The following is a 26,640-nucleotide window of genomic DNA, read 5'->3' on the forward strand; positions in this document are numbered from 1 at the left end:
ACCGGTGCCGACGCGCGTGCCAACCGGCACGCCAAGCTGTGCATTGGTGACGGCATCCGCCCAGTCGCCTCGGCCGGGGGGGGGGGGGGGGGGGGGGGGGGGGGGGGGGGGGGGGGGGGGGCCGCCCCCCCCCCCCGCGCCGCCACCTCCGCCGCCGCAGTTGATCTGCACGACCACGCCGTCGATCGACACCGGCCCGGCCGCATCGATCGCGATACCGGACGGCCCGAGCACGATGGTGTTGCCGCCCGCCTTGAGCGTGAGCGTCACGCCTGCCTCGATGGTGACGTTGGCCCCGCCCTTCACATCGACGTTAACACCCGCCCCCACCGAAATATTCGCCCCGCTTTTGTGTTGTGTATCGCCGCCGACATCGACGGAAAACTTGCCGCCGATGCGCGTGCGCTGGTCGCCCTGCACGGCGTCGCTACGATTGCCGCCGCAGCGCGCGAAGTCGTCCTGCTCGACGATTACATGGCGCTCGTTGCCGACGCGCGTGAGCGCGTCATGCTTGACCCAGGTTTCCAGATCGCGCTCGGCGTGAAAGAACAGTTGCTCGGCATGCTTCGTATCGTCGAAACGCATTTCGTTGAAACCGTTGCCGCCTTTCGTCGAATTGCTCCTGAGCGTCGTGCGCGCCATCTTCGCGGGCAGTTCGTAGGGCGTCGTCTGCGCGGCGTTGTAGACGCTGCCGATCACGAGCGGCTGATCCGGATCGCCTTCGATGAAATGCACGAGCACCTCCTGTCCGATGCGCGGCAGGAAGAACACCCCGTAGCCCTTGCCGGCCCACGGCTGCGCGACGCGCACCCAGCAGCGTTGCAACGATTCGCGCGCCGCTTCCGGTTCGAGCTGCTCCCAATGGAACTGCACCTTGATGCGGCCGTATTTGTCGGTATGGATCTCCGCGCCTTTCGGCCCGACGACCACCGCCGTTTGCGGCCCGGCGACGCACGCACGCGGCGTGCTGCGCGCGGCGCGAAATCCGGCGTCGCGCGGCAACGCCTTGAAAGCGCAATCGAAAACCGGCGGACGGTTGCGCGCATCGAAAGTCGAAAGATAGTCATCCGAATTGACTTCATACTCAGCCGATACGACGAGATATTCGCCGTTGTGCTGCGCGAGCGGATGGTCGCTCAACTGCACGGTCCCGCCGGGCCAGATGGCGCGCGCGGTCGTGCGCGCGCTCACGAAGACATTGGCCGCCTGATGCGCCTCGACGTGCGCGCGCGCAAGACGCTCGGCGTCTTCGTGGCGCTTGTAGCCGGGCGCGTGCTCCTGCATCGCGTAGACGGCTTCATCGAAACGCTTCGCGCGATGCGCGCGCGCGACGAGACCCTGTTGCGCCGATTGCGACGGCTTCTCGAAGTCGTAGTCGTTAATCTCGACGATACCCGTCGCCACTTCGCCGCCCGCCGACCATGCGTACAGCCATTCGTGCTCATGCGGCGCGCCGGTCTGCGCGCGAAACGGCAGCGCATTGCAATGCGGCGTCGGGGCATGCACCTGCGACGAATCCGTGAGGATCAGCCGATGCTTGCCGCCCCGATGCTCGACGTAGTAGTAAATGCCTTCGCGCTCGGCGATCCGGCTCACGAAATCGAAATCCGTCTCGCGATACTGCGCGCAGTGTTCAAGACTCGGATACGCCGCCGAGCACTTGTTCTCGAAGTCGATGTGATAGTCCGCAAGCACGCTGCCGATGATCGCGGGCACGGTCATCTGGTGAAAGAACCGGCAGTGCGACGCGCGCGTGAGCAGCCACATACGCGGGCGCACTGTCGCGCGATACATCGCCGGGAGATTGGGCTGCGTGCTCGCGGGCCGCGCCAACTCGAACGCGGTGACGATGCCGTTGTACTCGCGCGTGCCGCCGGAAGGAATCGCAAGCGACAGCGAGAAGTCGCTGCCGAGCATCCTCGCGATGTCGAGATTCGAGCGGTCCGCGAGCAGTTCGAGATCCCATTGCGCGAGACGTCCCAGCTCCTCGCGTCCGCGCATGCGATACAGCACGAGCGCGTTCTTGCCGAGCGCGCAGGTCGTCTGCGCGATGCGATCGGTGTCGGTGAGCATCATCGGCGGCCTCGTCATTCAGGGAATTTGCGTTGCGCATGTCGCCGGATCGGCGATCGTCACCACGCCGCCCCAGTTGCACACGCACTTCGACACGCTGTCGAGCGACGGCTGGTTGCCGAGCAGCACCGTGACCGCACCGGGCACCCACGGCGTCAGCGTCGCGGGCACGCAGGGCATCGGCGTCGGCGTGCCGAGGGCGGCGGCGGTGGCCGCGGCGACTTGCGGATTCGCCTGCGAGGTGCACATGCCGAACGGCATGATGTTCACGAGCGGCTCGTGGTCCATGATGTTCGCGGCAATCGACCCTTCGCAGCGCACGCGGTTGAGGGGCAGCACGACGAGCGCGGACGGCGTCATGCCGAAGGAGCATTGCAGCATCGCGCCCATGACGACTTGTTGCGGCATGGCTTTCTCCTCAATCGAACGAATAGGTGAAGTCGCCGTCGGATACGCCGACTTCGACTTTTGCGACGCTGCGGCCATCGACGAGACGGCTCAGGAATTCCGCGCTCACGCGCGGCAGCACGGTGTTGGTCAGAATTGCGTCGATCATGCGGCCCCCGCTCGCGCGTTCCGTGCAGCGTCGCGCGATCTGGCCGACGACCGCGTCGTCGTATACGAAGCTCACGCGATGCCGCTCGCCGATACGCCGCCCGATGCGCGCGAGTTGCAGGCGGATCACCGCATCGAGCATCGCTTCGTCAAGCGGGTAGTACGGAATCACGGCGACGCGCCCGAGCAGCGCGGGCGCGAACGCTTCGAGCAGCGGCTCCCGCAGCGCCCGCGCGATGTCTTCCGGCGACGGCACCGGAGACGACGCCTCATGCCCAGCGCCGCACATCCGCGTGATGAGTTCGGTGCCGACGTTCGTCGTGAGCAAGATCAGCGTGTTGCTGAAGTCGATCTCGCGGCCTTCGCCGTCTTCCATGCGGCCTTTGTCGAAAACCTGGAAGAAGAGCTTGTGCACGTCCGGATGCGCCTTCTCGAATTCGTCGAGCAGCACGACGCTATAAGGACGACGACGCACCGCCTCGGTGAGCACGCCGCCTTCGCCATAACCGACGTATCCCGGCGGCGCGCCCTTCAGGAGCGAAACAGTGTGCGCTTCCTGGTATTCGCTCATGTTCACGGTGACGACGTTGTCCTCGCCGCCGTACAGCGCCTCGGCGAGCGCGAGCGCGGTTTCCGTCTTGCCGACGCCCGAGGTGCCCGCCAGCATGAACACGCCGACCGGCTTGCAGGGATCGTCCAGGCCGGCGCGCGCGGTCTGTACGCGGCGCGCGATCATGTGCATCGCGTGATCCTGTCCGACGATGCGGCGATTCAGCGTCGCGGCCAGATCGAGCACGCTGGCGGCTTCCTCGCGCACCATGCGGCCGACGGGAATGCCGGTCCAGTCCTGCACCACCGACGCCACCGCGTGTGCATCCACGCCCGGCAAAATCAGCGGCGCTTCGCCCTGACGTTGCGCGAGTTCGTCGGTCAGGGCCTTGAGGTCCGCAAGCGCGACGGACTCGCCGCCCTCTTCGACAACCCGGCGCGCCTCGAGAATGCGCTGGACCAGCGCGCGCTCCGCTTCCCAGCGCGCGGTCAGATCGGCAAGGCGGATGTGCTCGACGTCGAGCCGCGCGGCGACATCGGCGGCGCGTTCTTCGGTGTCGATGCCGAGCGCCGCTTCGCGCGCCACGATCTCGCTTTCCGTCGTCCACGTCTCGATGCGACGCTTCGCATCGTCGATGGCGGGCGGCAGCGCCTGCTGACTCACCGCGACGCGCGCGCAGGCGGTATCGAGCAGGCTCACGGCCTTGTCGGGCAACTGGCGCGCGGGAATGAAACGATGCGACAGCTTCACCGCCGCCTCCAGCGCCTCGTCGAGCACCTGCACGCCGTGATGCCGCTCCATCTTGCGCACGAGGCCGCGCATCATCGCGATCGCGTTGGTTTCGGAAGGCTCGGGCACCTTGACCGCCTGAAAGCGCCGCGTGAGCGCCGGGTCCTTCTCGATGTGCTTCTTGTATTCGACCCACGTCGTCGCCGCGATGGTGCGCAGCGTGCCGCGTGCAAGCGCGGGCTTGAGCAGGTTGGCGGCATCGCCGGTGCCGGCCGCGCCGCCCGCGCCGACGAGCGTATGCGCCTCGTCGATGAAAAGAATCACCGGCTTGTCCGACGCCTGCACCGCTTCGATCACCTGCTTCAGCCGGTTCTCGAATTCGCCCTTCACGCTCGCGCCCGCCTGGAGCAGCCCGATGTCGAGCGTTCGCACGACCGCGTCGCGCAACGCGGGCGGCACGTCGCCGGCGACGACGCGCTGCGCGAAGCCTTCCACCACCGCCGTCTTGCCGACGCCCGCCTCGCCCGTGAGGATCGGGTTGTTCTGCCTGCGCCGCATGAGAATGTCGATGACCTGGCGAATCTCCATGTCGCGCCCGACGATTGCGTCGAGCTTGCCTTCGCGCGCCTCGGCGGTCAGATCGACGGTGTAGCGGGCGAGCGCGTCGTTCCGTGCGAGCGGCGCGGCGGGTTCCGCGGCGGGCGCAGACTGCGCTTCCGGCGAGCCGTCGAGCAGCGCGTCGAAGCGGGCGGACAGCGCGTCGAAGCTGATCTTCTCGAACTGGCGTGAAAGCGCGTAAAGCGCGTTGCGCAGATTCGGCGTGCGCAACATGCCGATCACGAGATGGCCGGTGCGTACCTTCCCGGCGTTGAACATGAGCGAGCCGAAGACCCAGCCGCGCTCGACGGCTTCGTCGACTTGCGCGGAGATATCGGAGACGGACGTCGCGCCGCGCGGCAGCCGGTCGAGGGCGGCGGTCAGATCGCGTTCGAGCGCGGCCTCGTCCAACTCGAAGTGCCGCACGAGGCGACGCACATCCGAATCCGCCGCGAGCAGGATCTGATGCATCCAGTGCGCCAGTTCGACATACGGATTGCCGCGCAGCTTGCAAAAGGCGGCGCCGTTTTCGATCGCGCGATAGGCAAGCGGATCGAGCTTGCCGAACAAGGCCATGCGGCTGATTTCAGTCATGAAGAGTCTCCTTGCGATGGCTCGTTTTCGCGTGCCCGGCGATCACGACCCGATGGTTGTCATGGACCGGCGCGCCGCTCGTGAGCCAGGTGTTCCGGCCCAGACGCGCGCCGCTTTTCGCATTCCCTTGCAGACGCAGCGGCGGCACGTCCTCGCGCTTCAGATGCAGCGCCACGTCCCAGTCGAGCGGATCGCGCACGTAGTTGCGGACCCAGTCGGCGAGCTTCGTGAGGCTGGTGCCGCCCGGCAGGAAACGCATGAAGTCGACATAGCCGAGCGGCCCGATCGCGATGCGAAACTTGTGCTGGCAATCCCAGACCCGCGTGCCGACGACCGTCGATACGCCGAGCCGCGCGCCGCCGAGGCGTGTGTGCGCGTCGTCCGGCAGCGCGATCCAGTGGCCGCGCCACGGTTCGATCGACGCGTTCACGCCGAAGAAGCGCGCGAGAATCAGCCGCAGCCCGTCGGCATGGCGCGTCGGCGCGGCGAGCACGCCCGCGAAATGGCGCTTGGCGGAGTCGGGCACGGCGTCGCGATCGGCGAGCGCGGGCGCGCCCAGACCGAACAGGCTGCCGACGTAAGCCGCGAAGCGATCGTCGCGCGGACGGTCGGCGCTCACGACCGGCTGAGCATCCGCCCATGCGCGGTAGAACAGCGACAGCATCCGGTGATGGAACACATCGAGAAAACGTGCGAGCGTCGGATCGTTCGCGTTACGCACGCGCTCGCGCACGTAGGCGGTCAGATGCGTCGGCAGCGGGCCGTTCGGTCCGAGCAGGCCGAGGAAATTGACCGCCAGCCGCCCCGGCTTGCCGTGCTCGCCCGGCATGTAATCGCCGAGCGTCGTCGCGTGAAAGATCAGCTCCGGGTCTTGCGAGAGCCGCACGGCGTCGTCGCGCGCGGACAGCGACCGGCCGAGGCGCGGACGCTCGCCATGCGCCCGCTCGATCAGCCGCAGCGCCTGGAAGAAGTCGAAGCGGCGGGCGTCGCGCGCGAGCACGCCGTCGATGGTCAGAGCGTCGCGCATCGTCCGGTCCTCGCTAGCCAGTGCATCACCGGACCGCGCGTGAGCGTCGCGACCTGGGTCTCGGTGAACGAGTTGATCGACACGTACTGCGCGAAAAACTGCGCGAGCACCGCGCCGAGCAGGAACGCGCTCCCGCCTTCGAATGCGGCGTCATCGAAGTGCAGGGTGATCGCGAGGCCGCGCCCGTAGACGATCGGCCCCGGCGACGGCAGCCGCCGCACGACCGGCGCGCACGACACCGAGCGCAAGCCTTCGACCTGCCGGTGCGCGGCGGCATCGTCGGCGGGACAGTAGAGCGCGAGCAGTTCGCGCAGCGCGCGGGCGCCTTCCTGCTCGTCCGTATCGACGAGCGACGCGTAATTGAGCGAAAGATGATCGAGCAGCCGCCACGCCGACGGCCCTTCCGCGAACGAAGGCAGCGGCCGGCTCGGGCCCGCGACGCAGCGCACGGCGGTGACGGGCGCTTCCGTCTCGAGCGTGAAATCGGTCGATCCCGCGCCGACCGGCATCGAAAGCGGCAGATCGCGGTTCGTGCACCACGCGCTGATGCCGAGCTGACGCACGTCGCCGCTTTCGGGCGCGCTCGACGCATCGACCAGCGCGATGAAGGCTTCGCTGCCGAGGTAGCTGCTGCGCGCGCCGTTCTGCAACTGCCGCACCGACGCGCGCCGCGACTCGCGCCGCAGTTGATAGAACGCGCCGCCCTCGCCCGGCATGTCGAGATCCTTCGCGCAGTGGAGCGGCCGATACTGCTTCCGCGCATCGGCGCCCGCGCCGTAACCGGTGACTTCGTCGATCTGATGGATCTCGTAGTCCATCGGACGCGTGCGGTCGACGACAACGTGATATTCGAACTCCGTCTCCGAGAGCGCGACGCGGTCGGTACGGCGGCGAAACAGGTTGATGGCGGGCGTGCAGTCGAGCGCGAAGTTCGACGCATCGACGGCGCGTTCGAGCGACGCGTCCGCCTGATCGAGCAGGATCACGATCTCCGCTTCCCGCCCGCGGCAGTGACGCAGCGCGTCGCGCAATCCGGTCACTTCGACGAACATGAAGCGCGGCGCGAAGGCGAAATACTCCTGCAGCAGCCGATAACCATCGAACGATTGCCGGCCGACCGGCAGAAGTGCCTCGTCATCGGCGAAACCGAGCGGCCGCAGCGCGGTTTTCGGCAACACGGCGACGGTGGCCGCCGCGCCTGCGTCGTTGCCCGGCTGGATCACCGCGACGCCGACGCAATGCGCGAGCAGCCGTTCGTGCAGCTTCGCCGGCAAGCCATCCGGGCCGCGCAGATAGAGCGCGAGTCGGTCGAGCGAAAGGCGCTCGAAGCCGAGCGCGCCGGTCGCGCGCAACCGCAGGCGCAATCCCGCCTTCACGCTTGCGGGCAGCGCAGGCGACGACGCGTTCAGCGAGCCCGCATGCGTGAAGAACTTCGCCTGCGCGATCTCCACAGGCCACAACGTGACCGCATGCGCGGTGCGAAATTCGCAGCGCGTCGACGCGGATTTGTCGAGCATGCCGCGCAGCGCGGTATGACGCGGCACGACGATGCCATCGGCGCTCGCCGCGAGTTGCGGATTCGCGTGATCGGCTTGAAGCTGCACGACCGTCATCGACGGCGTCGGCGCGAGATAGTGCGGATACGCCAGCTCCAGCAGATGCTGCGTGAAACGCGGGAACTCGGCGTCGAGCTTCATCTGCACGCGCGCGGCGAGAAAGCTGAAGCCTTCCAGCAGCCGCTCGACATACGGGTCCGCGCATTCGACGCCATCGAGCGCGAGCCGTCCCGCGATCTTCGGAAACGCGGCTGCGAATTCACCGCCCATCTCGCGGACGTGCTGCAGCTCCTGGCTGTAGTACCTAAGGAACGCGGGATTCATGCCGGTTGCTCCACGGCCCGAGCGTCGCAGACGCGCACATCGCCCGCTTCGAGATCGAGTTCCGTGCGCAGGAACAGGCGCTCGGGATACGGCTGCGACCACATGTCCGCCTCGATCTCGAAGCAGATCACGTGGCCGCCTCGCGTGCGCTTCGCGTCGTCGATCGCCGTCACGCGCACCGATTCGCGTGCGAGTCGCGGCTCGAACGCCCACAGCGCGTCGCGAATCATGCGCTCCAGCGCCCCTGATGCGAGCGCGGCGACGTCACGGCCCGCGAGATCCGGCAGGCCGAAATTGAGCACCGACGTCGCGACATGCGGCAGGTTCGCCACGTCCGCACCATTGCCGAGACAGCTCGCGTTGAGCAGCCAGCCGATGTCGCGTTGCACGCTCTCGCGCAGCGCACGCGCCGACATCACGCGACGCTCGCGGGATTCATGGCGCGCGTGCGGTTCGAAATCGGTCAGACGGTCCAGCAGCGAAGGCTGCAGGCGGTCGCGGGCGGAAGGTTCGGACATGGCGGTTCCTTTGTGCACGGAATGATCGAGGATCACGCGGCTTTCGCCGTCGGCAGCTTCGACACGAGCCGCAGCGACACCGTCAGACCTTCGAGCTGGTAGTGCGGGCGCAGGAAGAACTTCGACGTGTAGTAGCCCGGATTGCCCGCCACTTCCTCCACGATGACCTGCGCATCGGCGAGCGGCTTGCGCGCCTTGGTGTCGTCGGAAGAGTGCGTGGGATCGCCATCGACGTATTGAAGAATCCAGTTCTGCAGCCAGCGCTCCATGTCGTCGCGTTCCTTGAACGAGCCGAGCTTGTCGCGCACGATGCACTTCAGGTAATGCGCAAAGCGGCAGCACGCGAACAGATACGGCAGGCGCGCGGCGAGATTCGCGTTGGCGGTGGCGTCGGGGTCTTCGTACTCGGCCGGCTTGTGCAGCGATTGCGCGCCGATGAATGCCGCGAAGTCCGAGTTCTTCTTGTGCACGAGCGGCATGAAGCCGTTCTTCGCGAGTTCGGCCTCGCGCCGGTCGCTGATCGCGATCTCGGTCGGACACTTCATGTCGACGCCGCCGTCATCCGTCGGGAACGCATGCACCGGCAATCCTTCGACCGCCCCGCCCGACTCGACGCCGCGAATGCGCGAGCACCAGCCGAACGTATTGAACGAGCGCGTGATGTTCGCGGCCATCGCATACGATGCGTTCGCCCACGCGTACTTGCTGCTGTTCGCGCCAGCGGTGTCTTCCTCGAAGTCGAACGCCTCGACCGGATCGCACTTCGCGCCGTACGGTGCGCGCGCGAGAAAACGCGGCATCGCAAGGCCGATATAGCGCGAGTCCTCCGAATCGCGCAGCGAGCGCCACGCGGCGTGCTCGGGCGTCTGGAAGATCTTGGTCAGATCGCGCGGATTGGCGAGTTCCTGCCACGATTCCATCAAGAGCGCCGCCGGGTCCGCGCCCGCGATGAACGGCGCATGCGCCGCCGCCGCGATCTTCGCGATCTGCGTGAGCAGGTCCACATCCGGGCCGCTGTGATCGAAGTAGTAATCCGCGACCAGCGCGCCGTAAGGCTCGCCGCCGAACTGGCCGTACTCTTCCTCGTAGAGCTTCTTGAAAAGCGGGCTCTGATCCCACGCGACGCCGCGATACTTCTTCAGCGTCTTGTGCAGTTCCGGTTTCGAGATGTTCAGCACGCGGATCTTGAGCGACTCGTCGGTTTCCGTGTTGTTCACGAGGTAATGCAGGCCGCGCCATGCGCTCTCGACTTTCTGGAACGGCTCGCTGTGCAGGATCAGGTTGATCTGCCCGGTGAGCGTCCGATCGATCTGCGCGATGAGCGCTTCGATAGTCGCGAGGACATCGCCGGAAGTCACGCCGGTGTCGCGCAAGGCCTGCTCGGCTAGCGTGCGCACCGCGTTCTCCACAGCGTCGCGGGCACGCTCGGACTTCGGCTTGAATTCCTTTTGCAAGAGCGTGGAGAAGTCGTCGAGTTCGGGCGCCGCGTCGATGATGGTAGGGCTGCGCTGTTGCTGGATGCTGAGATCGTTCATCGCGTCATGCTCCGGTCACGGGTTTGTCGGCGTCGTCGTTTGCGCGCGGCTGGGCGGCGAGCGCCTTCATCAACGCGGGCTCTTCCAGCAGCCGGGCGATCAGCGCTTCGGCACCGGTCTTGCCGTCCATGTAAGTCAGCAGGTTCGCCAGTTGCGTGCGCGCTTCGAGCAGTTGCCGCAGCGGCTCGACCTTGCGGGCGATCGCGGCGGGCGTGAAGTCGTCCATGCTCTCGAAGGTCAGATCGACCGCGACATTGCCGTCGCCCGTCAGCGTGTTGGGCACCTGCACCGCGACGCGCGGCTTCATCGACTTGAGGCGTTCGTCGAAGTTGTCGACGTCGATCTCCAGAAACTTGCGCTCGGTGGCGGGCGCGAGCGGCTCGGCGGGCTGGCCCGACAAATCCGCGAGCACGCCCATCACGAAGGGCAAGTTGACCTTCTTTTCCGAGCCATAAACCTCGACGTCGTATTCGATCTGCACGCGCGGCGCACGATTGCGCGCGATGAATTTCTGACTGCTTTCTTTTGCCACGATGTCCACTCCTGTGCTTGTGTCCGGGACCGGTCAGACGACGCCGCCCAGATGCCTGAATTGATGTGCGCCATCCGGCGCGACGTCCTCGATGATTTCGATGAAGCTCTTGCCGACCAACCTGCGCGCGCGTTGCAGCAACACCGGCAACGGGCTCGACGGCTCGCATTCGGCGTAGTACGCGCAGATCGCGTCGAGCGCGTCGCCCACGTCGCGTGCGCTCGCGATGCGCCGGGGCGTGGTGGGTCCGGCCACGGCGGCGTGCTGCGCCGCCGGACCGGAGCCCGCGCCCTCTTCACTGCTGCTGGTCTCCATCACACTTCCCCTTCTCCCCGTATCCGGGTCCAGCACGTCGACCCGTGCCGCGACGAACTCCCCGATGCGTCCGAGCGGCCGGGCGAGCGGCCCGAAATCGAGCGCGCGCGACGGCCCCACCCGAGCCGTCAGCGTGCTCTCGATGTTCGCGAGCGACGACCGCGCCGATGAGAGCGCCGCGCCCATCGCCCGCGCTTCGTCGATACCGGCTTGCGCGAACGCTCCATCGATGGCGGCGAGCGTCGGCATCTCGTCGCCTTCGGCAAGCGGCGCTTCGCCCGACATCACATCGAGCTCGCGCAGCGCGAAACCACGCTGGCCGCGCGGCGCGACGAAGGGCACGTCGCGCAGATCGCCGGCGAGTCCCGCATCGTCGACGAGCGCCGACAGCGCGTTGACCCGCGCGGTCGGATCGTCGCCATCGCTGGGATCGAGCTGCGGATGCACGCCGCCCCAGTGCCGATCGAGCAGCCCTTCGATCAGCGCAAGGCCGCGCGCCAGTCCGATGAAACCCTCGCGAACCGTGCTCGAACGCGTGTAGTGCACCGCGACGCGCAGATCGCGCGTGCGTTCGAGCAGGGTCATCGAGAGTGCGTGGGCGAGCGTCCAGTCGGGCGGCGTGGCGGCGATCACGGTGCCGCCGTACTGGGCGTCGGGCTTGCCGGCGAGCGCCTCTTCCAGCGACCGGAAATCGGCGCTGTACTCTTCGTCCTCGCCGCACGGAAGATCCGGCGTGAGGTCGGCGAGCCAGCCTGCGATATCTGCGCGATTCATGGTGAGGTCCGTATGAGGCGTGGGTTAGTCTGTCAAGCGACGGCTCATTCCGACTTGTTCTTCGGGATGTTCCACTTGCCCGTCACCACGCCGCCCTTCTTCGCGCCGGTGTTGTCCTGCGGCTGATACTCCATGTTGAATTGCGCGAAGTTGAGCGTGACGCTCTCGGCAACCTGATCCCCGCCGCCCGAGCCCACCGAGTGGCTGCTGATGAGCACTTCCTTGAGCGTGATCTTCAGATACTCGACCGGATCGGTGCCGCCCGCCTTGCGCAGCGTGAGCACGGCCTCAGGCATGTGCACGCCCTGGCAGCACGACTGCACGATCGTCGGCGAGCTTTTATCGACATACTTGCTGATCGTGAGGTCCTGCACCGCCGCGGTTCCGGTGCCGCCGCCCGTGCCGGTGTGCGTGGTGCCCGTCTGCGCGCACCCCCACGACCAGCTCAACACTTCGATCTCTTCGGTGTGACCCACCGCCAGAGATTCACCCTTGATATCGCCCAGCTTGAGAAACATATCCACAGCCATGTCAGTCTCCAGAGAAAAATGCGCCTTGCGGCACAGGCAAAATTCGCGTCGCCATTGGATCGCGAAGCTTGGTTCGCGAGCTTGATTCAGCCCGCATTGATTCGGATGCCTAATCTAAATCGATGCTTCCGCGCGTTCGAAACGCCACTTATTCAGGCGAGCGCACGGCGGATCGCCACCGCCACGGCTATCACGGCGCCGCGCTCGCACAGCGCCGCCCAGCTTTCGAGCGTGTCGCGGCTGACCGCCGGCGCTTCGCAAAGCTGCGCAAATCGTTCGAGCGTTGCCGTCGAACCGGCTATGCTATGAAAACGTTCGCGTCCGATGCACGCGTCCAGCATGACCGCCATGCCTGCCTGCCGGGCCCGGTCGAGGAGGGTCTCCATGATCTGTCTCCTATTCGGTGGTTCGAGTGCGCGCCGTTGCGCGATCCGTGACCCGAAAACAGCCGCCCCCGTCCGCTTATTCCGAAAAAAAATCGAAAAATTTACGGAATAGATCGGCGTCTGGAGTGTTGTCAATCATGAGCGCGCCCATCACAGGAGCTGCCCCGATGAACGACGACGATCTGCCGACCGTCTTGCCGACGCTGTTGCCGCGGCTATGGCGGTTCGCTTTGAGGCTGACGCAGAATCAGCACGACGCCGAGGATCTGGTGCAGCGCGCCTGCGTGCGGGCGCTGGAGCGGCGCAGTCAGTTGCAGCCGGGGACATCGACGTTGAGCTGGCTTTTTTCGATCGTGCATTCGACCTGGATGAACGAACTGCGCGCCCGTTCGATTCGCAGCCGCGGCAGCATGGACTGGCAGGACGAGGAAATCGAATCGTTCGCCGATCCGTCGGCGCGCAATCCGGAACTGGATATGCTGCATCGCCAGGTGATCGACGCGGTCGAGGCGCTGCCCGAAGCGCAGCGCGTCGTGATGGTGCTGGTGGCGATCGAGGGCCTGAGCTATCGCGAGGCGGCCGAGGTGCTCGACGTGCCGATCGGCACGGTCATGAGCCGGCTGTCGCGCGCGCGGCTGACGATCGGTCAAAAATTCAGCGTGCAGGCGCCGGCGGCAGTTAGGAAAGGGGAATCCTTATGATGAATGTCGATGATTCGCTGCTGATGTCGTACGTCGACGGCGAGCTTTCGCCGGAACAGCGCGCGGAAATCGAAGCGGCGATCGCCCACTCCGACGAACTGGCGGCGCGCGCAGCGGCGCTGCAGGCGTCGGTGCTGCCGTATCGCGCCGCGTACGACCGGCAAACGGTGCCGCCCGTGCCGGAAAGCCTCACGCGCCGCATCGAGGAACTGGTGAGCGTCAGCACAACGCAGGAGCGCAAGGCGTCGCGCGGCTCACGCCGTTTTCCGATGCAATGGGCGGCCGCGGCCTTCGTCGCGGGCGCGATCTGCTCGGGCGTGCTCACCGGCTATCTCGGCGGCTTCAATCCGTTGAAGCGCGGCGCCGATCCGTGGGTGCAGAGCGTGGCGGACTATCAGGTGCTCTACGGACGCGACACGGTCGCCAATCTGCGGGAAGACAAGGCCAGCACGGAGCAGGTTCTGGCCGATATCCATCAGCGTGACGGCATGCCGATCGCGGTTCCGGATCTGCGTCAGGTCGGGCTCAAGTTCAAGCGCGTGCAGCGCCTGAATTACCATGACCGCCCGCTCATTCAGATGGTGTATCTGCCGGAGCGCGGCGATCCGGTGGCCCTGTGCGTGATCGAAGAAAACGAGAGCGACGCGCCGGTGCGTACCGGTCAGGTCGGCGAAATGAAGACGGTCACGTGGCGCACGAACCGGCTCGCTTACGTGCTGCTTGCCAAGTCGCCGTCGCTCGATCTACAGGCCGTCGGCAACGGCATCGCCAACGGGAAGATTGCGCCGCTGTACAGCGACCGCGCGGACGGCTCGCGCGACAGTTAGGGGAATCGTCTATACGTACGTGCCGCAGGGCCCCGGTCGAACCCGGCCGTGCGCCCTTCACGACGGCATTGGCAACGGACGCGTTCAGTGTTCGCTCTTGGCCGACTCCTTGCTGCGCTGCGCCGACTTTGCCCCTTCTTCTTGCTCGTTCATCCTGCTAGCTGCCGTTGCTCTAACGATTGCGGATGATATTCCTCTTCGTCGGGTCTTGTCGCCCAGGCCTCGACGAGCGCATCGCATTTTCGCAGTCCGGCCTGAGGGCAACGGCTTTGAGGGTATGGGCGACACCGTGCTAGTCCATTGCGTCATTGAAAAAGCACCCTATTTGGTATTCAATGAAACGGTTTTGCCAGGTTGAACAGACGACCGGATAGAATGCCAGCATGAAGAAGAGCAAATCACCGTTTCACGGTTTTCGTTTCCCGGCGTCGATCATCAGTTGCGCGGTGCGTTGGTACATGCGCTTCCACCTCAGCTTGCGCGACATCGAGGAGTTGTTGCTAGAGCGCGGGGTAAGCGTCACGTATGAGACGATCCGCCAGTGGTGCGAACGGTTTGGGTCTTGCTTTGCCCGTCGTGCGAAAGCCGCGCGCGGCAAGACGGGTTCAACCTGGCATCTGGATGAGATGTTCGTGAGCCTGCGTGGCGAGCCATACGTGCTCTGGCGTGCGGTCGACGAGCATGGCACGGAACTGGACGTGCTGCTGCAAAAGCGCCGCGACAAGGCTGCGGCGAAGCGTTTCTTCCAGCGCGTGCTGCGCGGCCACTCGGCCCCAAGCAAGATCGTAACCGATCAGCTCCGCAGCTACCCGTCAGCCAAAGCGGAGATACCGGGGTTGGCGCACGTCAAGCATGTATTCGTGAAAGCGGCCGCGCGCCTGAACAACCGGGCAGAGAACAGTCATCAACCCACGCGCGGTCGCGAGCGTCACATGCGCGGCTTTCGCGACCCGATCCTGACTCAGGCGTTTCTCTCGTGCTTCGGTCCGATCCGACAGCACTTCGCATTGCCTCGACATCGGATGAATGCGGGTCGTCACCGAGCGGAATTGAAGCAGCGCTTGGCAGCCTGGCATCAATGGACGATCTCAGAATCGAAGGTCAGTGGTATTTGATTAGTAAAGCTACCCTTTTCGAACCGTATGGACGTTTCTGAGTCAACTTGACAAAACCCTGCTCAATTGTCTCGGGCTGCGTCGTGGGGACGATGAGTACGGAGATTTGAGTTCCCTTGCTGGCCTCGAAGTCTTTCAAGGTTCGCTCAAGCGACGACCGCTGCTCACCCGTCAGCGTCCCCGTTTCATCGATAACCCGCGCCGTCAGCGGCGGCACCGATACGTCGGCATACGCACCCAGCCCGGCAAAACTCAGTGCTGCAATGACGAGTACGAGAAGCGCACCAAAGGCCTTCAATTGTTGACTCCGCTGGAAGACGAAGGCGCTGCACCAAAATCGACACGCGGCGGCTTTGCGATTTCTCCTTCGTTCGCTACAGAGAAATTCGGCTTTTCCTGATAACCAAAAGCTTTGGCCGTCAGGTTGTTTAGAAACGACCGTACACTTGAGTTGTACTGCTGAACCGACTTGATGTATCGGTTGCGTGCCACGGCGATTCGATTCTCAGTTCCTTCGAGCTGCGCCTGCAAGTCCCGGAAGTTCGCGTCCGATTTCAGTTGCGGGTAGTTCTCGGACACCACCAGCAGGCGAGACAGGGACGAGGTGAGTTGACCCTGCGCCGACTCAAATCGTGCGAATGCTTGTGGGTCAGACAGCATTTCCGGGGTCGCTTGAATCGAGCCAACCTTTGAGCGAGCTTCCGTCACTCTAACCAGGACTTCCTTTTCCTGGTTAGCGTATCCCTTCACCGTGTTGACCAGATTGGGTACCAAGTCTGCACGACGTTAATACTGGTTTAGGACCTCAGACCAGCTCGCTTTCACCTGCTCGTCTTCAGTTTGGATGGCGTTATAGCCACATCCCGACAGCCCCAGAATTAGCGTCGCGAAAACGGGTGTCAAGAACGCCTGCGCGAGGCGTCGCTTACCGTCGGAGAATCGCTGGCTGTCAGGCATAGGGGTTTCCCCTTTTCGTTCGACGATTTCCCTGCATGCCGCGCCCATGGATGCAGCGCATTTTGCACAGCTCCATCGAACGGAGGCGCGCAAATAGTTGATTGACCCAAATCAACTTGGTAGAAGTGCGCCTCCAGTCCGCATGTACTGAGAAATACAACTCGAGCACGGTTATCACGGACAGCGAGTGTCTTCGGCGCTTTCGTTTTTGGTTGAGCCAAATCAATAGACATTGCGTCTCCGGCGGTAAATTGGAGACGGCTGTTTGAAGTCGTCCGGTCCGGAATTGTCTCCATGGAGAGCGTCGATGAATCGTCTGAAAAAGCCCGCGCTTGTCACAGCGATGACCTTCACCATGCAGCTCGCAAGTGCGGCTGGCTCTCCAGCGACAACCGACGCGGCAGATCACAAAGCGCATCACCCGGCGGCGGCAAGCGCATCGTCCGCGAAGAGTAAAAAGCTCGCGAGTGTTGACGAGCAGATGAAACAGATGCAGGCGATGCACGAGAAGATGATGGCTGCGACGACGCCCGAGGAGCGCGCCGCACTGATGGACGAGCAGATGAAGTCCATGCAGAAGGGCATGCACATGATGGACATGATGAGGCGGGATTCCAACGGGATGCCGATGTCAGTCCAGACGCACGAAATGATGGAGAAGCGGCTCGACATGATGCAGATGATGATGCAGGCGATGATGGACCGCCAGTCTGCGCAGAATCCCCCGTCGAGCAAGTAATCTCACTTCGCGATTGGGGATGACGATGAATGACGTTCAGCGCAGCTCGCGCCCCTTCTGGAAATCACGCTCCGCTATTGGCCTACTGGCCTTCGCGGCTGTCGCCTTGTTCCTGCTCTTTTCTGAGCACCGGGCGCATTTTCTTGGTGTGCTGCCATACCTCCTACTGCTTTCGTGCCCACTGATGCATCTTTTCATGCACCACGGTCATGGTCACGCTCACGGAAATGGCGGTTCCGTGAGGAATGCAAACACACCCGAAGCAGGGGACAGCCATGAGCAGCATCGGTAACGGCTACGGACTGTGGAGTCTCGTAGTCATCAACTCGCTGGTGTTCATCATCTTCGCGTTCAGTTTCTTCAAGCCAGCAACGAGACGCGATTGGCGCACATTCGGCGGCTTCTCCGCGTTCGTTGTCGCACTATTCGCGGAGATGTATGGGTTCCCGCTCACCATCTATCTGCTCTCAGGATGGCTGCAGACGCACTATCCGCGAACAAACCTGTTCTCGCACGACTCGGGACACATCTGGTGGATGATGACCGGCCGGCATGGCGACCCGCATTTTGGGGTTCCTCACATATTGAGCATCGTCTTGATATTTGGCGGGTTTTATCTGCTGTCGACAGCGTGGCACGTCCTTTACCAAGCACAACGCGTCGGACAACTTGCCGCTACGGGACCCTACGCGAAAATTCGGCACCCGCAGTACGTTGCCTTTGTGGTCATCATGTTCGGGTTTCTGCTTCAGTGGCCGACGCTTGTCACGCTTGTGATGTTTCCTGTCCTGGTGTTCATGTACGTGCGGCTCGCGATTCAGGAGGAAAAGGATTCGGAAGCTCGCTTCGGGCAAGCCTGGCGAGAGTATGCAGCTCACACGCCGCGCTTTATCCCGCGACTGTCAAGCGACGAGACAGTCAAAGCTCATTGAGCTGAGGGTGGACTCACACTATGCCCGCATCACACGCGCACGTTCACGCGAACACGCAACGGACTAACGGGAACGCCGGCCATCAGCACGTCGTCGTCGACGAGCAGTCCCCGCCTCCAGAGACCGGCGTCATCTACACGTGCCCGATGCATCCGCAAATCCGCGCGGCTGCGCCCGGCGCGTGCCCCATCTGCGGGATGGCCCTTGAGCCGATAACGCCGACCGGCACGCAAGAGCGAAACGTTGAACTCGAGTCGATGACCCGCCGTTTCTGGGTCGGGCTTGTTCTGTCGGTTCCGCTTCTCTTTATGACGATGGGCAGAATGTTTCTGCCCTTCGACATCGACTCAGCAATGAACGGCTTGTTTACTCGCGTCCCACACTGGATGACCGCATCGTGGTCCCAATGCGTCCAGGCGTTGCTGGCAACACCGGTTGTGCTGTGGGGCGGATGGCCCTTCTTCGAGCGAGGATGGAAGTCGTTCACCACGTGGCAGCTGAACATGTTCAGCCTCATCGCGCTGGGCGTTGCTGCGGCTTACGTGTTCAGCGTTTTCGCGCTGTTTTTCCCGGATGCGTTGCCGCAAGCGTTTCGAAGTGGACAGGAGCTACCGCTTTATTTCGAGGCTGCTGCTGTCATCGTAACGCTGGTTCTGCTCGGACAGGTGCTCGAACTTCGCGCACGCTCACGCACGTCGAGCGCCATACGTGACCTGCTGCAACTCGCTCCGCACACGGCGGTACGTATCCGAGCCGACGGTGCCGAGGAGACTATTCCCCTCGAAGCGGTTGCCGTCGGCGACATCTTGCGCGTCAAGCCCGGTTCGAAAATTCCAGTCGATGGTGTCGTGACGGACGGTCGTTCGAGCGTCGACGAATCGATGATTACGGGCGAATCAATTCCTGCGGAAAAGGTCCCGGGAAGCAAGGTGACTGGGGCGACGGTAAATCAGACGGGCAGCTTCCTGATGCGCACGGAGAAGGTCGGCGCCGAAACATTGCTCGCGCGGATTGTGCAGATGGTCGCAGACGCAGGGCGTTCGCGGGCGCCTATCCAGAAGCTAGCGGACCAGGTGGCGGGCTGGTTCGTGCTCGCGGTTATTGGAATAGCGGCCGCCGCATTCCTTGTCTGGGCCGTCGCCGGGCCTTCACCGGCTCTGGCTAACGCTCTCGTCGTCGCTATCAGCGTGCTCATCATTGCCTGTCCGTGCGCTCTCGGGCTTGCCACACCCGTGTCCATCATTGTCGGCGTTGGTCGTGGCGCCCAGGACGGGGTGCTCATCAAGGACGCAGAGGCGCTTGAATTGATGGAAAAGGTCGACACCGTTGTTGTCGACAAGACGGGCACGCTGACCGAGGGCAAACCACGCGTTCAGAAGGCGGTTGCGCTGAAAGCGACGCAAGAGTCGATGATAGTCGGTTACGCAGCGAGTTTGGAGGGGGCCAGCGAGCATCCGCTCGCGCAGGCAATCACTGCCTACGCGAAAGAAACCGGCGCAGCGGCATCTGAGGTCGAAGCCTTCGACTCTGTACCTGGAAAAGGTGTGACCGGAAAAATCGGCGGATATGGAGCGTCATTGGGTAACGCTCGATTGATGGCTGACTTGGGTATTGATTGCCGGCCGGTGGAGCATGAAACTGAACGTTTGCGCGAAGCCGGGCAGACCGTCATGTATCTCGCGATAGACGGCGAGCTATCGGGTTATATCGGCGTCGCCGACCCCGTCAAAGGTACGACACCGGAGGCGGTGCGGCAGTTGCAGGATTCCGGCGTCCGGATTGTGATGCTCACTGGCGACAACGAGGTCACGGCTCGCGCGGTCGCGAAGTCGCTGGCGCTCGATGCCGTGAAGGCTGGCGTCTTGCCTGAAGACAAATACAAACATGTTCAGGAACTGCAACAGTCGGGGCACATCGTGGCCATGGCAGGCGACGGCGTGAACGATGCGCCCGCGCTCGCTCAGGCAAATGTGGGCATTGCGATGGGAACTGGCACCGACGTGGCGATGAACAGTGCACGCGTCGTACTCGTCAAGGGCGACCTGCGGGGCATCGCTCGAGCTCGCTCGTTGAGCATGGCGACGATGAAGAATATCCGCGAGAACCTGTTCTTCGCATTCGCCTACAACGCGGTAGGCATCCCGGTCGCGGCGGGCGTGCTTTATCCGTGGCTCGGCATTCTACTCAGTCCAATCATCGCAAGCGCCGCTATGGCCCTGAGCTCGGTCTCTGTAATTGGAAACGCTCTGCGGCTGCGGGGGACACGAATATAAGCCAATCGAAGCATGCACTCTACGCTTAGCGCGTACGATTTCATCCGTGACGCCTTCTCGGCAGTCACCTGCATCGTTCTTGATGCAGGCTGCTCGACCTACTTTTGACTATTCTTTGCCTGCCATCGCTTCATCAGTGCGATTTCTTCCTTCTGAGCCTTCACGATACTGCGCGCCAACTTTTTCATTTCTGGGTCCTTTCCGTACTTCAGCTCTACCTCGGCCATGCCAATCGCCCCTTGGTGATGGGGAATCATGTGGGCAACAAAGTCTTTATCGGCGTTACCGGTGTAGGCCCGTGCCTGCATTTGCTGCATCATCTTCTGGTCGGCTCGTTTGAACGCGTCGGTGGAACTTGATAACTTAGCGTCAGCGGAACTTGTCATGCTCATGGCCGGCATAGACGCCCCCTGCTGGGCGATTGCCGGACCGATTGGGAGACCGAGCGCTAAGGCTGCGCATCGCACCGCCGTCCGGACTGAAGCTCGCGTTTGCATATCGTTCTCCCGTGTTGAAAAATCAATTTTGCTGATGGGAGCCGTGGCCGGGTGACTCCGCACGATGCCGGTGGGAGCTTGCTTCATGTCCGTCACCGTGGTGGTCATGTTCGTCGCGTTCCATCATCCGCATCATTTCGGGGCCACCGGTCTTGAAAAAAACAACAGTCAATATTGCGAAGATGACGCCGAAAATGATGTTCAGTATCGTCGTGTAGTTGAATGAAATCGCGGCGTCGACCACGGCAGTATGATGCTCGCGCGGAACCCAGCCCGCTAGCTGAAACACCATCTCCACGATAAGCGCAGCCACGACCATTGCAACATAAAAGGTCACGGCCATGAACGCGGTCATTCTCCCACCGTAGTATTTTCTATAGATGTGCAGGATGGGAAGGATGATGAGGTCGCCGAATATGAACGAGGCGACGCCTCCGAAGCTGATTCCTCCCTTCCATAGAACGGCGGCCAACGGTACGTTTCCGACCGAACAGGTGAATGAGGCAACCGCAATGAGCGGGCCGATGAAAGCGCCCCAAATCATGGCGACCGTTGGATGATTCACCATGAAGAACTTCTGCCAGAAGCTGTCCGGCACCCACGCGGCTATGGCTCCGGCAACGAGTAGTCCGACGCCGATGTCCCGCCATAGCATGGCCCAGTTCATCACATAACTATGGCTAATAGTCTTCCAGCCATCCTTCGACGTAAGCCGCTCCTTCCACGTCCCGTTCTGTTCATCCATCGACATGGCGGCATGCCCTTCCATACTGCCTGCAATACCTTTGTTTGCTTGGTCGATGGCCTGCTTTTTCAGTGAGTCACGCAGAAAGAGCCTAAAGAGCAGAACGAGCACGCAAATCATGATGGCGCCACCGACGAACTCAGCGGCGGCAAACTGCCAGGCAATTAGCACCCACATCAGCACGCCTAGCTCGAGAACCAGGTTGGTCGCGGCGAACTGAAATGCCATCGTTGCTGTGAAGTCGGCCCCCTTCCTAATCATAGAGCGCGCCATGGCGACAGCGGCGTACGAGCAAGATGAGGACGCCGCGCCGAAGAGACTCGCCCGGGTCAGCGAACGCAAGGAATGGTCTGGTAGCAGCTCCGACATTTCTGCCTTCGAAACCGTCACTTCAATTAAGGCAGAAAACAAAAAGCCCAGGCTGAGTCCCCAGAATATCTGCCATAACATGGTGAAAGACACCCACAGGGCGTGACAAAGTGCGCTGAGAATGTTCATCCCGGACTCCGTTTATGACGGTGGGGCTCGACTGCGAAGAAGGGGCCGGCGAGGTGACGTTCAGCAAACCGGTGCCCACGGTCGCCCGTGTGTCCTTCGTCTAACATGCTGACGATAGCGTCCGCGCAATTAGTCGCGCGCAAAGTTCCCTCAGCAGTCGAGCGAAAATGGCGTGCATCCTTGTCGGTATGACTGGTTCTACAGGCGCCAATCGATAGCAGCGACGTAGCCAGCACCCGTCATGCCCACCCATTTTTCGCCCGCAGCGAGCCTCTGCACTGGGACCGCGCCGCCCGTGTTCGCGGCTTATGGAGCAATGACGATTGGATGGAAGCGGGCCTGCGCAATGGCAGAGGCGATGTCGTCCTGATTCGACGACGACTCAACCTGCACCGTCTTTGCTGCGACATCGATTTGTACTTTTGCCGCAGGGTCGAGTTTTGCCACCGCTTTGGTGATTACGCTTGCACATCCGCCGCACGACATGTCCGGTACTCTGAATTCATTTTCGCCTCCATCATCTGCGATTCTCCGTAGCATGAACTTTCCCATGCTGGGAAGGTCAAGAGGATTAAGCGGGGCCAGCAGACGCGAAAGTCGAACCGTTGAGTCGAGTTCGCACACCGCAGCAGGTCGGGTTACACACTGACACCTTCGCGCGGTTACACGGCTCGGCACCCCGTGCTAGACTTCGCACCCATGTCTTATTGGCGCAAACTCATTCTCGTCCTGCTGCTTATGCTGAGCCTTCCGGTTCAGTCGTTTGCGGCCGTCTCGATGATTTGTGCGCCGTCGGAGGCGGCCGATGACGAAGCATCGACCCCCCATCACTTCCATCAATCTGGTGCAGCGGACGGGCATACGGCTGTGGCCGACAGCAATGACCACGATGGTCATCAACACAACGGCGGCCACCATGTTCATGCCTGTCTGACTTGCGCGTCCTGCTGTGTCGGTGCAGCGCTACCCGTAGTGCCTACGGTTTCCGCTATGAGTGACCTGATTCATTTCTCCGTCCCACTGCCTCCCGATGCCGGTGTCGTGTTGTTCCTGACCGACGGCATCGAACGTCCTCCCCGCTCCATTCTCGTCTAATCCGCTCACTCGCGGCCATTCGCTGCGACCAGCAAGTGCTTCTGGCGTCTTTCACGGGCGCCGGATGATTAACGACGAGAAAAATTCATGCGAACAATATCTGCGGCGCTCTTGGGCGCAAGCGCAGTGTTGCCGTTGCTCGCTCACGCCACAGTAGTCGTGCCCGACCCGACTGATGCCGGAGCATCGGTTCCGTCCGCTGCCGCGCACTCTGCGTTCGACGGATACAAATCCTGGCAGGACGGCGACGCACCGAGCTGGCAACAGTTGAACCGTGCTGTTGCGCCCAGTCGTGGCACGACAACCATCAAGCGCGGCCAGCAACCAGTTGCGACACCAGCAGGAAAGAACGGTCACGAACACGGGAGCGAGTCGAAATGATTCGGAACTTCGCCCCCAACCGCGTGGCATCCTTAGCCATTGCTACGGTACTTTTGGCCGGCTGCACGACGTTTTCAAAGGACGGTGGATTCAACACCGTGTCGACGACCGCGTCCGAGCGCCTTGGCAAGGATGCGGTCTACATCAAGACCGACGAAGACCGCGACGCCGCATTCAAGCGCACCCAGGAACTGCTGTCGAAGCCGCTCGGCATGGACGATGCCGTCCAGGTCGCGCTGCTCAACAACCGGGGACTCCAGGCTTCATACGGGGAGCTCGGCATTTCCGAGGCTGACCTCGTGCAGGCGGGTCGCCTGCCCAATCCGGGATTTACGTTCAGCCGCACGCACTGGAGCGACGGTTTTGGAATCAGCCGGACGTTCTCGATGGGCGTATTGGGAATTCTCACGCTTCCCGTGGCGACGCGCATCGAGAGCCGCCGCTTCGAACAGACGAAGCTCGAGACGGCCAACGCGATGCTCGCCGTGGCCGCTGACGCTCGCCGAGCCTATGTGAACGCGGTCGCTGCGGAGCAGGCAGCCCTTTACGCTGCCCAGGTCAAGGACTCGGCCGAGGCTGGCGCGGAGCTTGCCTTGCGCATGCGTCAGGCCGGCAATTTCAGCAGGCTCGATTACGCGCGCGAGCAAGTTTTCTACGCGGAGTCGGTCGCGCAGTTAGCAAAAGCCCGGCAGCAGTCAATCATGGCCCGCGAAAAGCTCACCCGCACGATGGGACTGTGGGGCTCGGGGACTCAGTACAGGTTGCCGGACCGACTGCCCGACCTGCCGAAGGACCGGCCCCAACTGGACGAGCTCGAACGCTTTGCGATGCAGAATCGCCTGGACATTCAGGCGGCGAAACTGCGGACACAAAGTGTCGCGACCTCCTTGGGGCTCAGCAAGGCGACACGCTTCATCAATGCGCTCGATGTCGGCTATCTCAACAACTTCGAGACGGACAAGGGGCGCGAGCAGGGGTACGAAATCAGTGTCGAGATTCCCATCTTCGATTGGGGTAGCGCGAAGGTCGCACGCGCCGAAGCCATCTATATGCAGTCGGCGAACCGGCTCGCCCAGACGGCGATTGAGGCACGTTCCGAGGTACGCGAGTCGTACGCCGGTTATGTGACGAGCTACGACGTTGCGAAGCATTATCGTGATGAGGTCGTCCCTCTGCGCAAGACCATCTCGGATGAAATGCTGCTGCGTTACAACGGCATGCTCACGAGCGTGTTCGAGCTGCTTGCTGATTCACGCGACCAAGTCGCGGCCGTCAATGGATACATCGACGCCCTGAAAGACTATTGGGCTGCGGAGACGGACCTGCAGCAGTCGCTCGGTGGACGACTCCCACCTCTCGCCTCGCCACCGGCTGCAAGCCCATCCCAAGGCGAAGCGACTACATCTCCAACTGCGTCGCAAACACCTCGGGGCCCTCAGGCAGCAGGGCAGGATGCGCCGTCGCCCGCTCCCGCGACCTAACCGGCGTTGCCGACGAATTCAGAAGGTGAATGAACATGGTTTCACGTCGAAGCTTTATCGGCGGCTCGGGTGCTGCGCTCCTCGGCGCGGCGTTGGTCAGCAAGGCGGGCGCAGCCTCACTTCCAGAGGCGCCCATCATGGAACAGACTGCCACACAGCCACCTCTGGTCCCACCCAATGGTCGCCCATATACGCCCGTCGCGACATTGAACGGCTGGTCACTGCCGTGGCGGATGAAGAACGGGTGGAAGGAGTTCCACTTGATTGCCGAGCCTGTGGTCCGCGAGATGGCGCCCGGCATGAAAGCGAATCTTTGGGGTTACAACGGCCAGGCACCCGGTCCGACCATCGAAGCGGTGGAAGGCGACAAGGTCCGCATCTTTGTCACCAACAAACTCCCGGAACACACCACCGTCCATTGGCACGGGATGCTGGTGCCTTCGGGGATGGACGGCGTCGGGGGCTTGACTCAACCACACATCCCGCCGGGCAAGACGTTCGTCTACGAATTCCAGCTCGAGAAGCACGGCACCTTCATGTATCACCCACATGCTGACGAGATGGTGCAGATGGCTATGGGAATGATGGGCACGTTCATCGTCCATCCGAAGGACCGCAGCGTCATGCCGGTGGACCGCGACTTCGTGTTTCTGATGTCCGCGTACGACATCGACCCGGGCAGCTTCACACCCCGCGTCAACGAAATGACGGACTTCAACATGTGGACGTGGAATTCGCGGGTCTTTCCGGGCATCGACTCGCTACCCGTGCGCGCCGGCGACCGTGTTCGCATCCGCTTCGGCAACCTGACGATGACCAATCACCCGATTCATTTGCATGGGTACAGCTTCGAGGTCGCAGGAACCGACGGAGGATGGATTCCGCCCTCCGCGCGCTGGCCGGAAGTCACCGCCGACGTCGCGGTCGGTCAGATGCGCGCCATCGAGTTCACGGCAAACCGGCCCGGCGACTGGGCGTTTCACTGCCACAAATCGCATCACACGATGAATGCGATGGGACATCAGGTGCCAAACCTAATTGGCGTGCCGCAGAAAGACCTCGCGAAGCGCATCAACAAGCTCGTGCCGGACTACATGGCGATGGGTAGTTCTGGGGGAGCGATGGGTGAGATGGAAATGCCGCTGCCGGAAAACACGCTTCCGATGATGACGGGCACGGGGCCCTTCGGCGCGCTGGAGATGGGCGGCATGTTCACCGTCGTCAAGGTGCGTGAAGGACTCGGTCGCAATGACTATCGCGACCCGGGCTGGTTCAAGCATCCGAAGGGAACCGTGGCTTACGAGTACACCGGTGAGTTGCCGGGTACCTGACTTGGCGAAAGGCCAGAGACGACTCCGGCCGATATTTGTAATTTCAACGTTGGGAGAGAACGTGATGAAGAACGCGATTGTTTCGATTGTGATGGGATGTGCCGTGGCAATTTCCGGGACCGCCCACGCGGCCGGCGACACGGCCGGCACAAATATGGCAAGCGGCGCGCAAGCCGGCGGGGACGCAAAGAACAGCATGTCGCATGGCGAAGTGAAGAAAGTGGACACCGCCGCCGGCAAGCTGACCATCAAACACGGGCCGCTCGAAAATCTCGACATGGAAGCGATGACGATGGTGTTCAAGGTAAGTGACCCGGCCATGTTGTCGCAAGTGAAGGTCGGCGACAAGATTGATTTCGTCGCAGAAGAAGTCAACGGCGCTCTCACTGTGACGAAGCTGCAGAAGCAGTGAACCTGAATGGGGCGCCGACGATATAGCTGTCGAACGCGCGAATCAATCCCGGGAGATAACA

Annotated in this window: 27 protein-coding genes and 1 pseudogene; 12 read left to right on the plus strand and 16 right to left on the minus strand. The window is 62.9% G+C overall.

Annotation, left to right across the window (positions count from 1 at the left end):
- From NCS02_RS25745 to NCS02_RS25795, 11 genes are all read right to left on the minus strand, one after another.
- A partial coding sequence (locus tag NCS02_RS25745) for a type VI secretion system Vgr family protein (RefSeq protein ID WP_250523337.1) occupies positions 1-2,076 on the minus strand: 2,076 nt, incomplete at its 3' end.
- Positions 2,077-2,091: 15 nt separating this feature from the next.
- Positions 2,092-2,481 (minus strand): DUF4280 domain-containing protein, encoded by a 390-nt coding sequence (locus tag NCS02_RS25750; protein WP_250523338.1) that lies wholly within the window; start codon positions 2,479-2,481, stop codon positions 2,092-2,094.
- Between the two features lie 10 nt (positions 2,482-2,491).
- A complete protein-coding gene (tssH, locus tag NCS02_RS25755; protein ID WP_250523339.1) occupies positions 2,492-5,098 on the minus strand; it encodes a type VI secretion system ATPase TssH in 2,607 nt (868 codons plus the stop codon).
- The gene (gene tssG, locus NCS02_RS25760; RefSeq protein WP_244808419.1) at positions 5,091-6,125 is read right to left on the minus strand and encodes a type VI secretion system baseplate subunit TssG; all 1,035 of its coding nucleotides are present in this window, start codon (positions 6,123-6,125) and stop codon (positions 5,091-5,093) included. The genes tssH and tssG overlap by 8 nt, the downstream gene beginning before the upstream one ends.
- Positions 6,110-8,005 carry a type VI secretion system baseplate subunit TssF gene (gene tssF, locus NCS02_RS25765; RefSeq protein ID WP_244808418.1) on the minus strand — a complete coding sequence of 632 codons (1,896 nt, stop codon included), beginning with the start codon at positions 8,003-8,005 and terminating at the stop codon, positions 6,110-6,112. The genes tssG and tssF overlap by 16 nt, the downstream gene beginning before the upstream one ends.
- Positions 8,002-8,523 carry a type VI secretion system baseplate subunit TssE gene (gene tssE, locus NCS02_RS25770; RefSeq protein ID WP_244808417.1) on the minus strand — a complete coding sequence of 174 codons (522 nt, stop codon included), beginning with the start codon at positions 8,521-8,523 and terminating at the stop codon, positions 8,002-8,004. The genes tssF and tssE overlap by 4 nt, the downstream gene beginning before the upstream one ends.
- 32 nt (positions 8,524-8,555) lie before the next feature.
- The gene (tssC, locus tag NCS02_RS25775) at positions 8,556-10,058 is read right to left on the minus strand and encodes a type VI secretion system contractile sheath large subunit (protein ID WP_250523340.1); all 1,503 of its coding nucleotides are present in this window, start codon (positions 10,056-10,058) and stop codon (positions 8,556-8,558) included.
- 4 nt (positions 10,059-10,062) lie between these two features.
- Positions 10,063-10,590, minus strand: a complete 528-nt coding sequence (gene tssB, locus NCS02_RS25780) for a type VI secretion system contractile sheath small subunit (RefSeq protein ID WP_244808415.1) — start codon at positions 10,588-10,590, stop codon at positions 10,063-10,065.
- A 33-nt stretch (positions 10,591-10,623) separates the two neighbouring features.
- Positions 10,624-11,679: a type VI secretion system protein TssA gene (gene tssA, locus NCS02_RS25785; RefSeq protein ID WP_250523341.1), complete on the minus strand. Its 1,056-nt coding sequence runs from the start codon at positions 11,677-11,679 to the stop codon at positions 10,624-10,626.
- A 44-nt stretch (positions 11,680-11,723) separates the two neighbouring features.
- A complete protein-coding gene (locus NCS02_RS25790; RefSeq protein ID WP_061159551.1) occupies positions 11,724-12,209 on the minus strand; it encodes an Hcp family type VI secretion system effector in 486 nt (161 codons plus the stop codon).
- A gap of 152 nt (positions 12,210-12,361) precedes the next feature.
- Positions 12,362-12,595, minus strand: a complete 234-nt coding sequence (locus tag NCS02_RS25795; protein WP_244808413.1) for a hypothetical protein — start codon at positions 12,593-12,595, stop codon at positions 12,362-12,364.
- Between the two features lie 167 nt (positions 12,596-12,762).
- Here NCS02_RS25795 and NCS02_RS25800 point away from each other — a divergent pair, with 167 nt between their 5' ends.
- The 3 genes from NCS02_RS25800 (at position 12,763) to NCS02_RS25810 (ending at position 15,238) form a co-directional block, all read left to right on the plus strand.
- Entirely contained in the window at positions 12,763-13,296 is a 534-nt protein-coding gene (locus NCS02_RS25800) for an RNA polymerase sigma factor (RefSeq protein ID WP_061159553.1), read from the plus strand.
- Positions 13,293-14,123: an anti-sigma factor family protein gene (locus NCS02_RS25805; RefSeq protein WP_244808412.1), complete on the plus strand. Its 831-nt coding sequence runs from the start codon at positions 13,293-13,295 to the stop codon at positions 14,121-14,123. The genes NCS02_RS25800 and NCS02_RS25805 overlap by 4 nt, the downstream gene beginning before the upstream one ends.
- A 383-nt stretch (positions 14,124-14,506) precedes the next feature.
- On the plus strand, positions 14,507-15,238 hold the full coding sequence (locus NCS02_RS25810) for an IS6 family transposase (protein ID WP_244808411.1): 732 nt from the start codon (positions 14,507-14,509) through the stop codon (positions 15,236-15,238).
- Here the strand turns inward: NCS02_RS25810 and NCS02_RS25815 are convergent.
- Together NCS02_RS25815 and NCS02_RS25820 are read right to left on the minus strand one after the other, a co-directional pair.
- Positions 15,225-15,536 (minus strand): TPM domain-containing protein, encoded by a 312-nt coding sequence (locus NCS02_RS25815; RefSeq protein WP_502800901.1) that lies wholly within the window; start codon positions 15,534-15,536, stop codon positions 15,225-15,227. The two genes, NCS02_RS25810 and NCS02_RS25815, sit on opposite strands and share 14 nt — an antisense overlap.
- A pseudogene (locus NCS02_RS25820) lies at positions 15,533-16,195 on the minus strand (LemA family protein). The gene NCS02_RS25815 and the pseudogene NCS02_RS25820 overlap by 4 nt, the downstream one beginning before the upstream one ends.
- A 307-nt stretch (positions 16,196-16,502) precedes the next feature.
- On the opposite strand from NCS02_RS25820, the gene NCS02_RS25825 reads away from it, so the two are divergent.
- From NCS02_RS25825 to NCS02_RS25840, 4 genes are read left to right on the plus strand one after another with little or no spacing between them, the layout of a single operon-like run.
- Complete coding sequence (locus tag NCS02_RS25825; RefSeq protein WP_250523342.1) at positions 16,503-16,934, plus strand: hypothetical protein; 432 nt, start codon at positions 16,503-16,505, stop codon at positions 16,932-16,934.
- A gap of 25 nt (positions 16,935-16,959) precedes the next feature.
- A complete protein-coding gene (locus tag NCS02_RS25830) occupies positions 16,960-17,226 on the plus strand; it encodes a DUF2933 domain-containing protein (protein WP_502800902.1) in 267 nt (88 codons plus the stop codon).
- The gene (locus NCS02_RS25835) at positions 17,210-17,866 is read left to right on the plus strand and encodes a methyltransferase family protein (protein WP_244808408.1); all 657 of its coding nucleotides are present in this window, start codon (positions 17,210-17,212) and stop codon (positions 17,864-17,866) included. The genes NCS02_RS25830 and NCS02_RS25835 overlap by 17 nt, the downstream gene beginning before the upstream one ends.
- A gap of 20 nt (positions 17,867-17,886) precedes the next feature.
- On the plus strand, positions 17,887-20,139 hold the full coding sequence (locus NCS02_RS25840) for a copper-transporting P-type ATPase (protein ID WP_250523344.1): 2,253 nt from the start codon (positions 17,887-17,889) through the stop codon (positions 20,137-20,139).
- A 98-nt stretch (positions 20,140-20,237) separates the two neighbouring features.
- Here the strand turns inward: NCS02_RS25840 and copM are convergent, their stop codons facing one another.
- The 3 genes from copM to NCS02_RS25855 form a co-directional block, all read right to left on the minus strand.
- A complete protein-coding gene (copM, locus tag NCS02_RS25845) occupies positions 20,238-20,636 on the minus strand; it encodes a CopM family metallochaperone (protein ID WP_250523359.1) in 399 nt (132 codons plus the stop codon).
- 22 nt (positions 20,637-20,658) lie between these two features.
- Positions 20,659-21,879 (minus strand): permease, encoded by a 1,221-nt coding sequence (locus NCS02_RS25850; protein WP_250523345.1) that lies wholly within the window; start codon positions 21,877-21,879, stop codon positions 20,659-20,661.
- A 306-nt stretch (positions 21,880-22,185) separates the two neighbouring features.
- Positions 22,186-22,431 (minus strand): heavy-metal-associated domain-containing protein, encoded by a 246-nt coding sequence (locus NCS02_RS25855; protein ID WP_244808405.1) that lies wholly within the window; start codon positions 22,429-22,431, stop codon positions 22,186-22,188.
- A gap of 147 nt (positions 22,432-22,578) precedes the next feature.
- Here NCS02_RS25855 and NCS02_RS25860 point away from each other — a divergent pair, with 147 nt between their 5' ends.
- The 5 genes from NCS02_RS25860 to NCS02_RS25880 all read left to right on the plus strand — a co-directional run bounded on the left by NCS02_RS25860 (position 22,579) and on the right by NCS02_RS25880 (position 26,579).
- On the plus strand, positions 22,579-22,974 hold the full coding sequence (locus tag NCS02_RS25860) for a hypothetical protein (protein WP_250523346.1): 396 nt from the start codon (positions 22,579-22,581) through the stop codon (positions 22,972-22,974).
- Positions 22,975-23,061: 87 nt separating this feature from the next.
- Positions 23,062-23,355, plus strand: a complete 294-nt coding sequence (locus NCS02_RS25865) for a hypothetical protein (protein ID WP_244808403.1) — start codon at positions 23,062-23,064, stop codon at positions 23,353-23,355.
- On the plus strand, positions 23,352-24,836 hold the full coding sequence (locus tag NCS02_RS25870; RefSeq protein WP_250523347.1) for a TolC family protein: 1,485 nt from the start codon (positions 23,352-23,354) through the stop codon (positions 24,834-24,836). Before NCS02_RS25865 ends, NCS02_RS25870 begins: the two co-directional genes overlap by 4 nt.
- A 35-nt stretch (positions 24,837-24,871) precedes the next feature.
- Positions 24,872-26,167, plus strand: a complete 1,296-nt coding sequence (locus tag NCS02_RS25875) for a multicopper oxidase family protein (RefSeq protein WP_250523360.1) — start codon at positions 24,872-24,874, stop codon at positions 26,165-26,167.
- A 64-nt stretch (positions 26,168-26,231) separates the two neighbouring features.
- Positions 26,232-26,579 carry a copper-binding protein gene (locus NCS02_RS25880; protein WP_244808401.1) on the plus strand — a complete coding sequence of 116 codons (348 nt, stop codon included), beginning with the start codon at positions 26,232-26,234 and terminating at the stop codon, positions 26,577-26,579.
- The last annotated feature ends 61 nt before the right edge of the window (positions 26,580-26,640 follow it).

The organism is Caballeronia sp. NCF2, assembly GCF_023631205.1.
GTDB classification, from domain to species: domain Bacteria; phylum Pseudomonadota; class Gammaproteobacteria; order Burkholderiales; family Burkholderiaceae; genus Caballeronia; species Caballeronia zhejiangensis.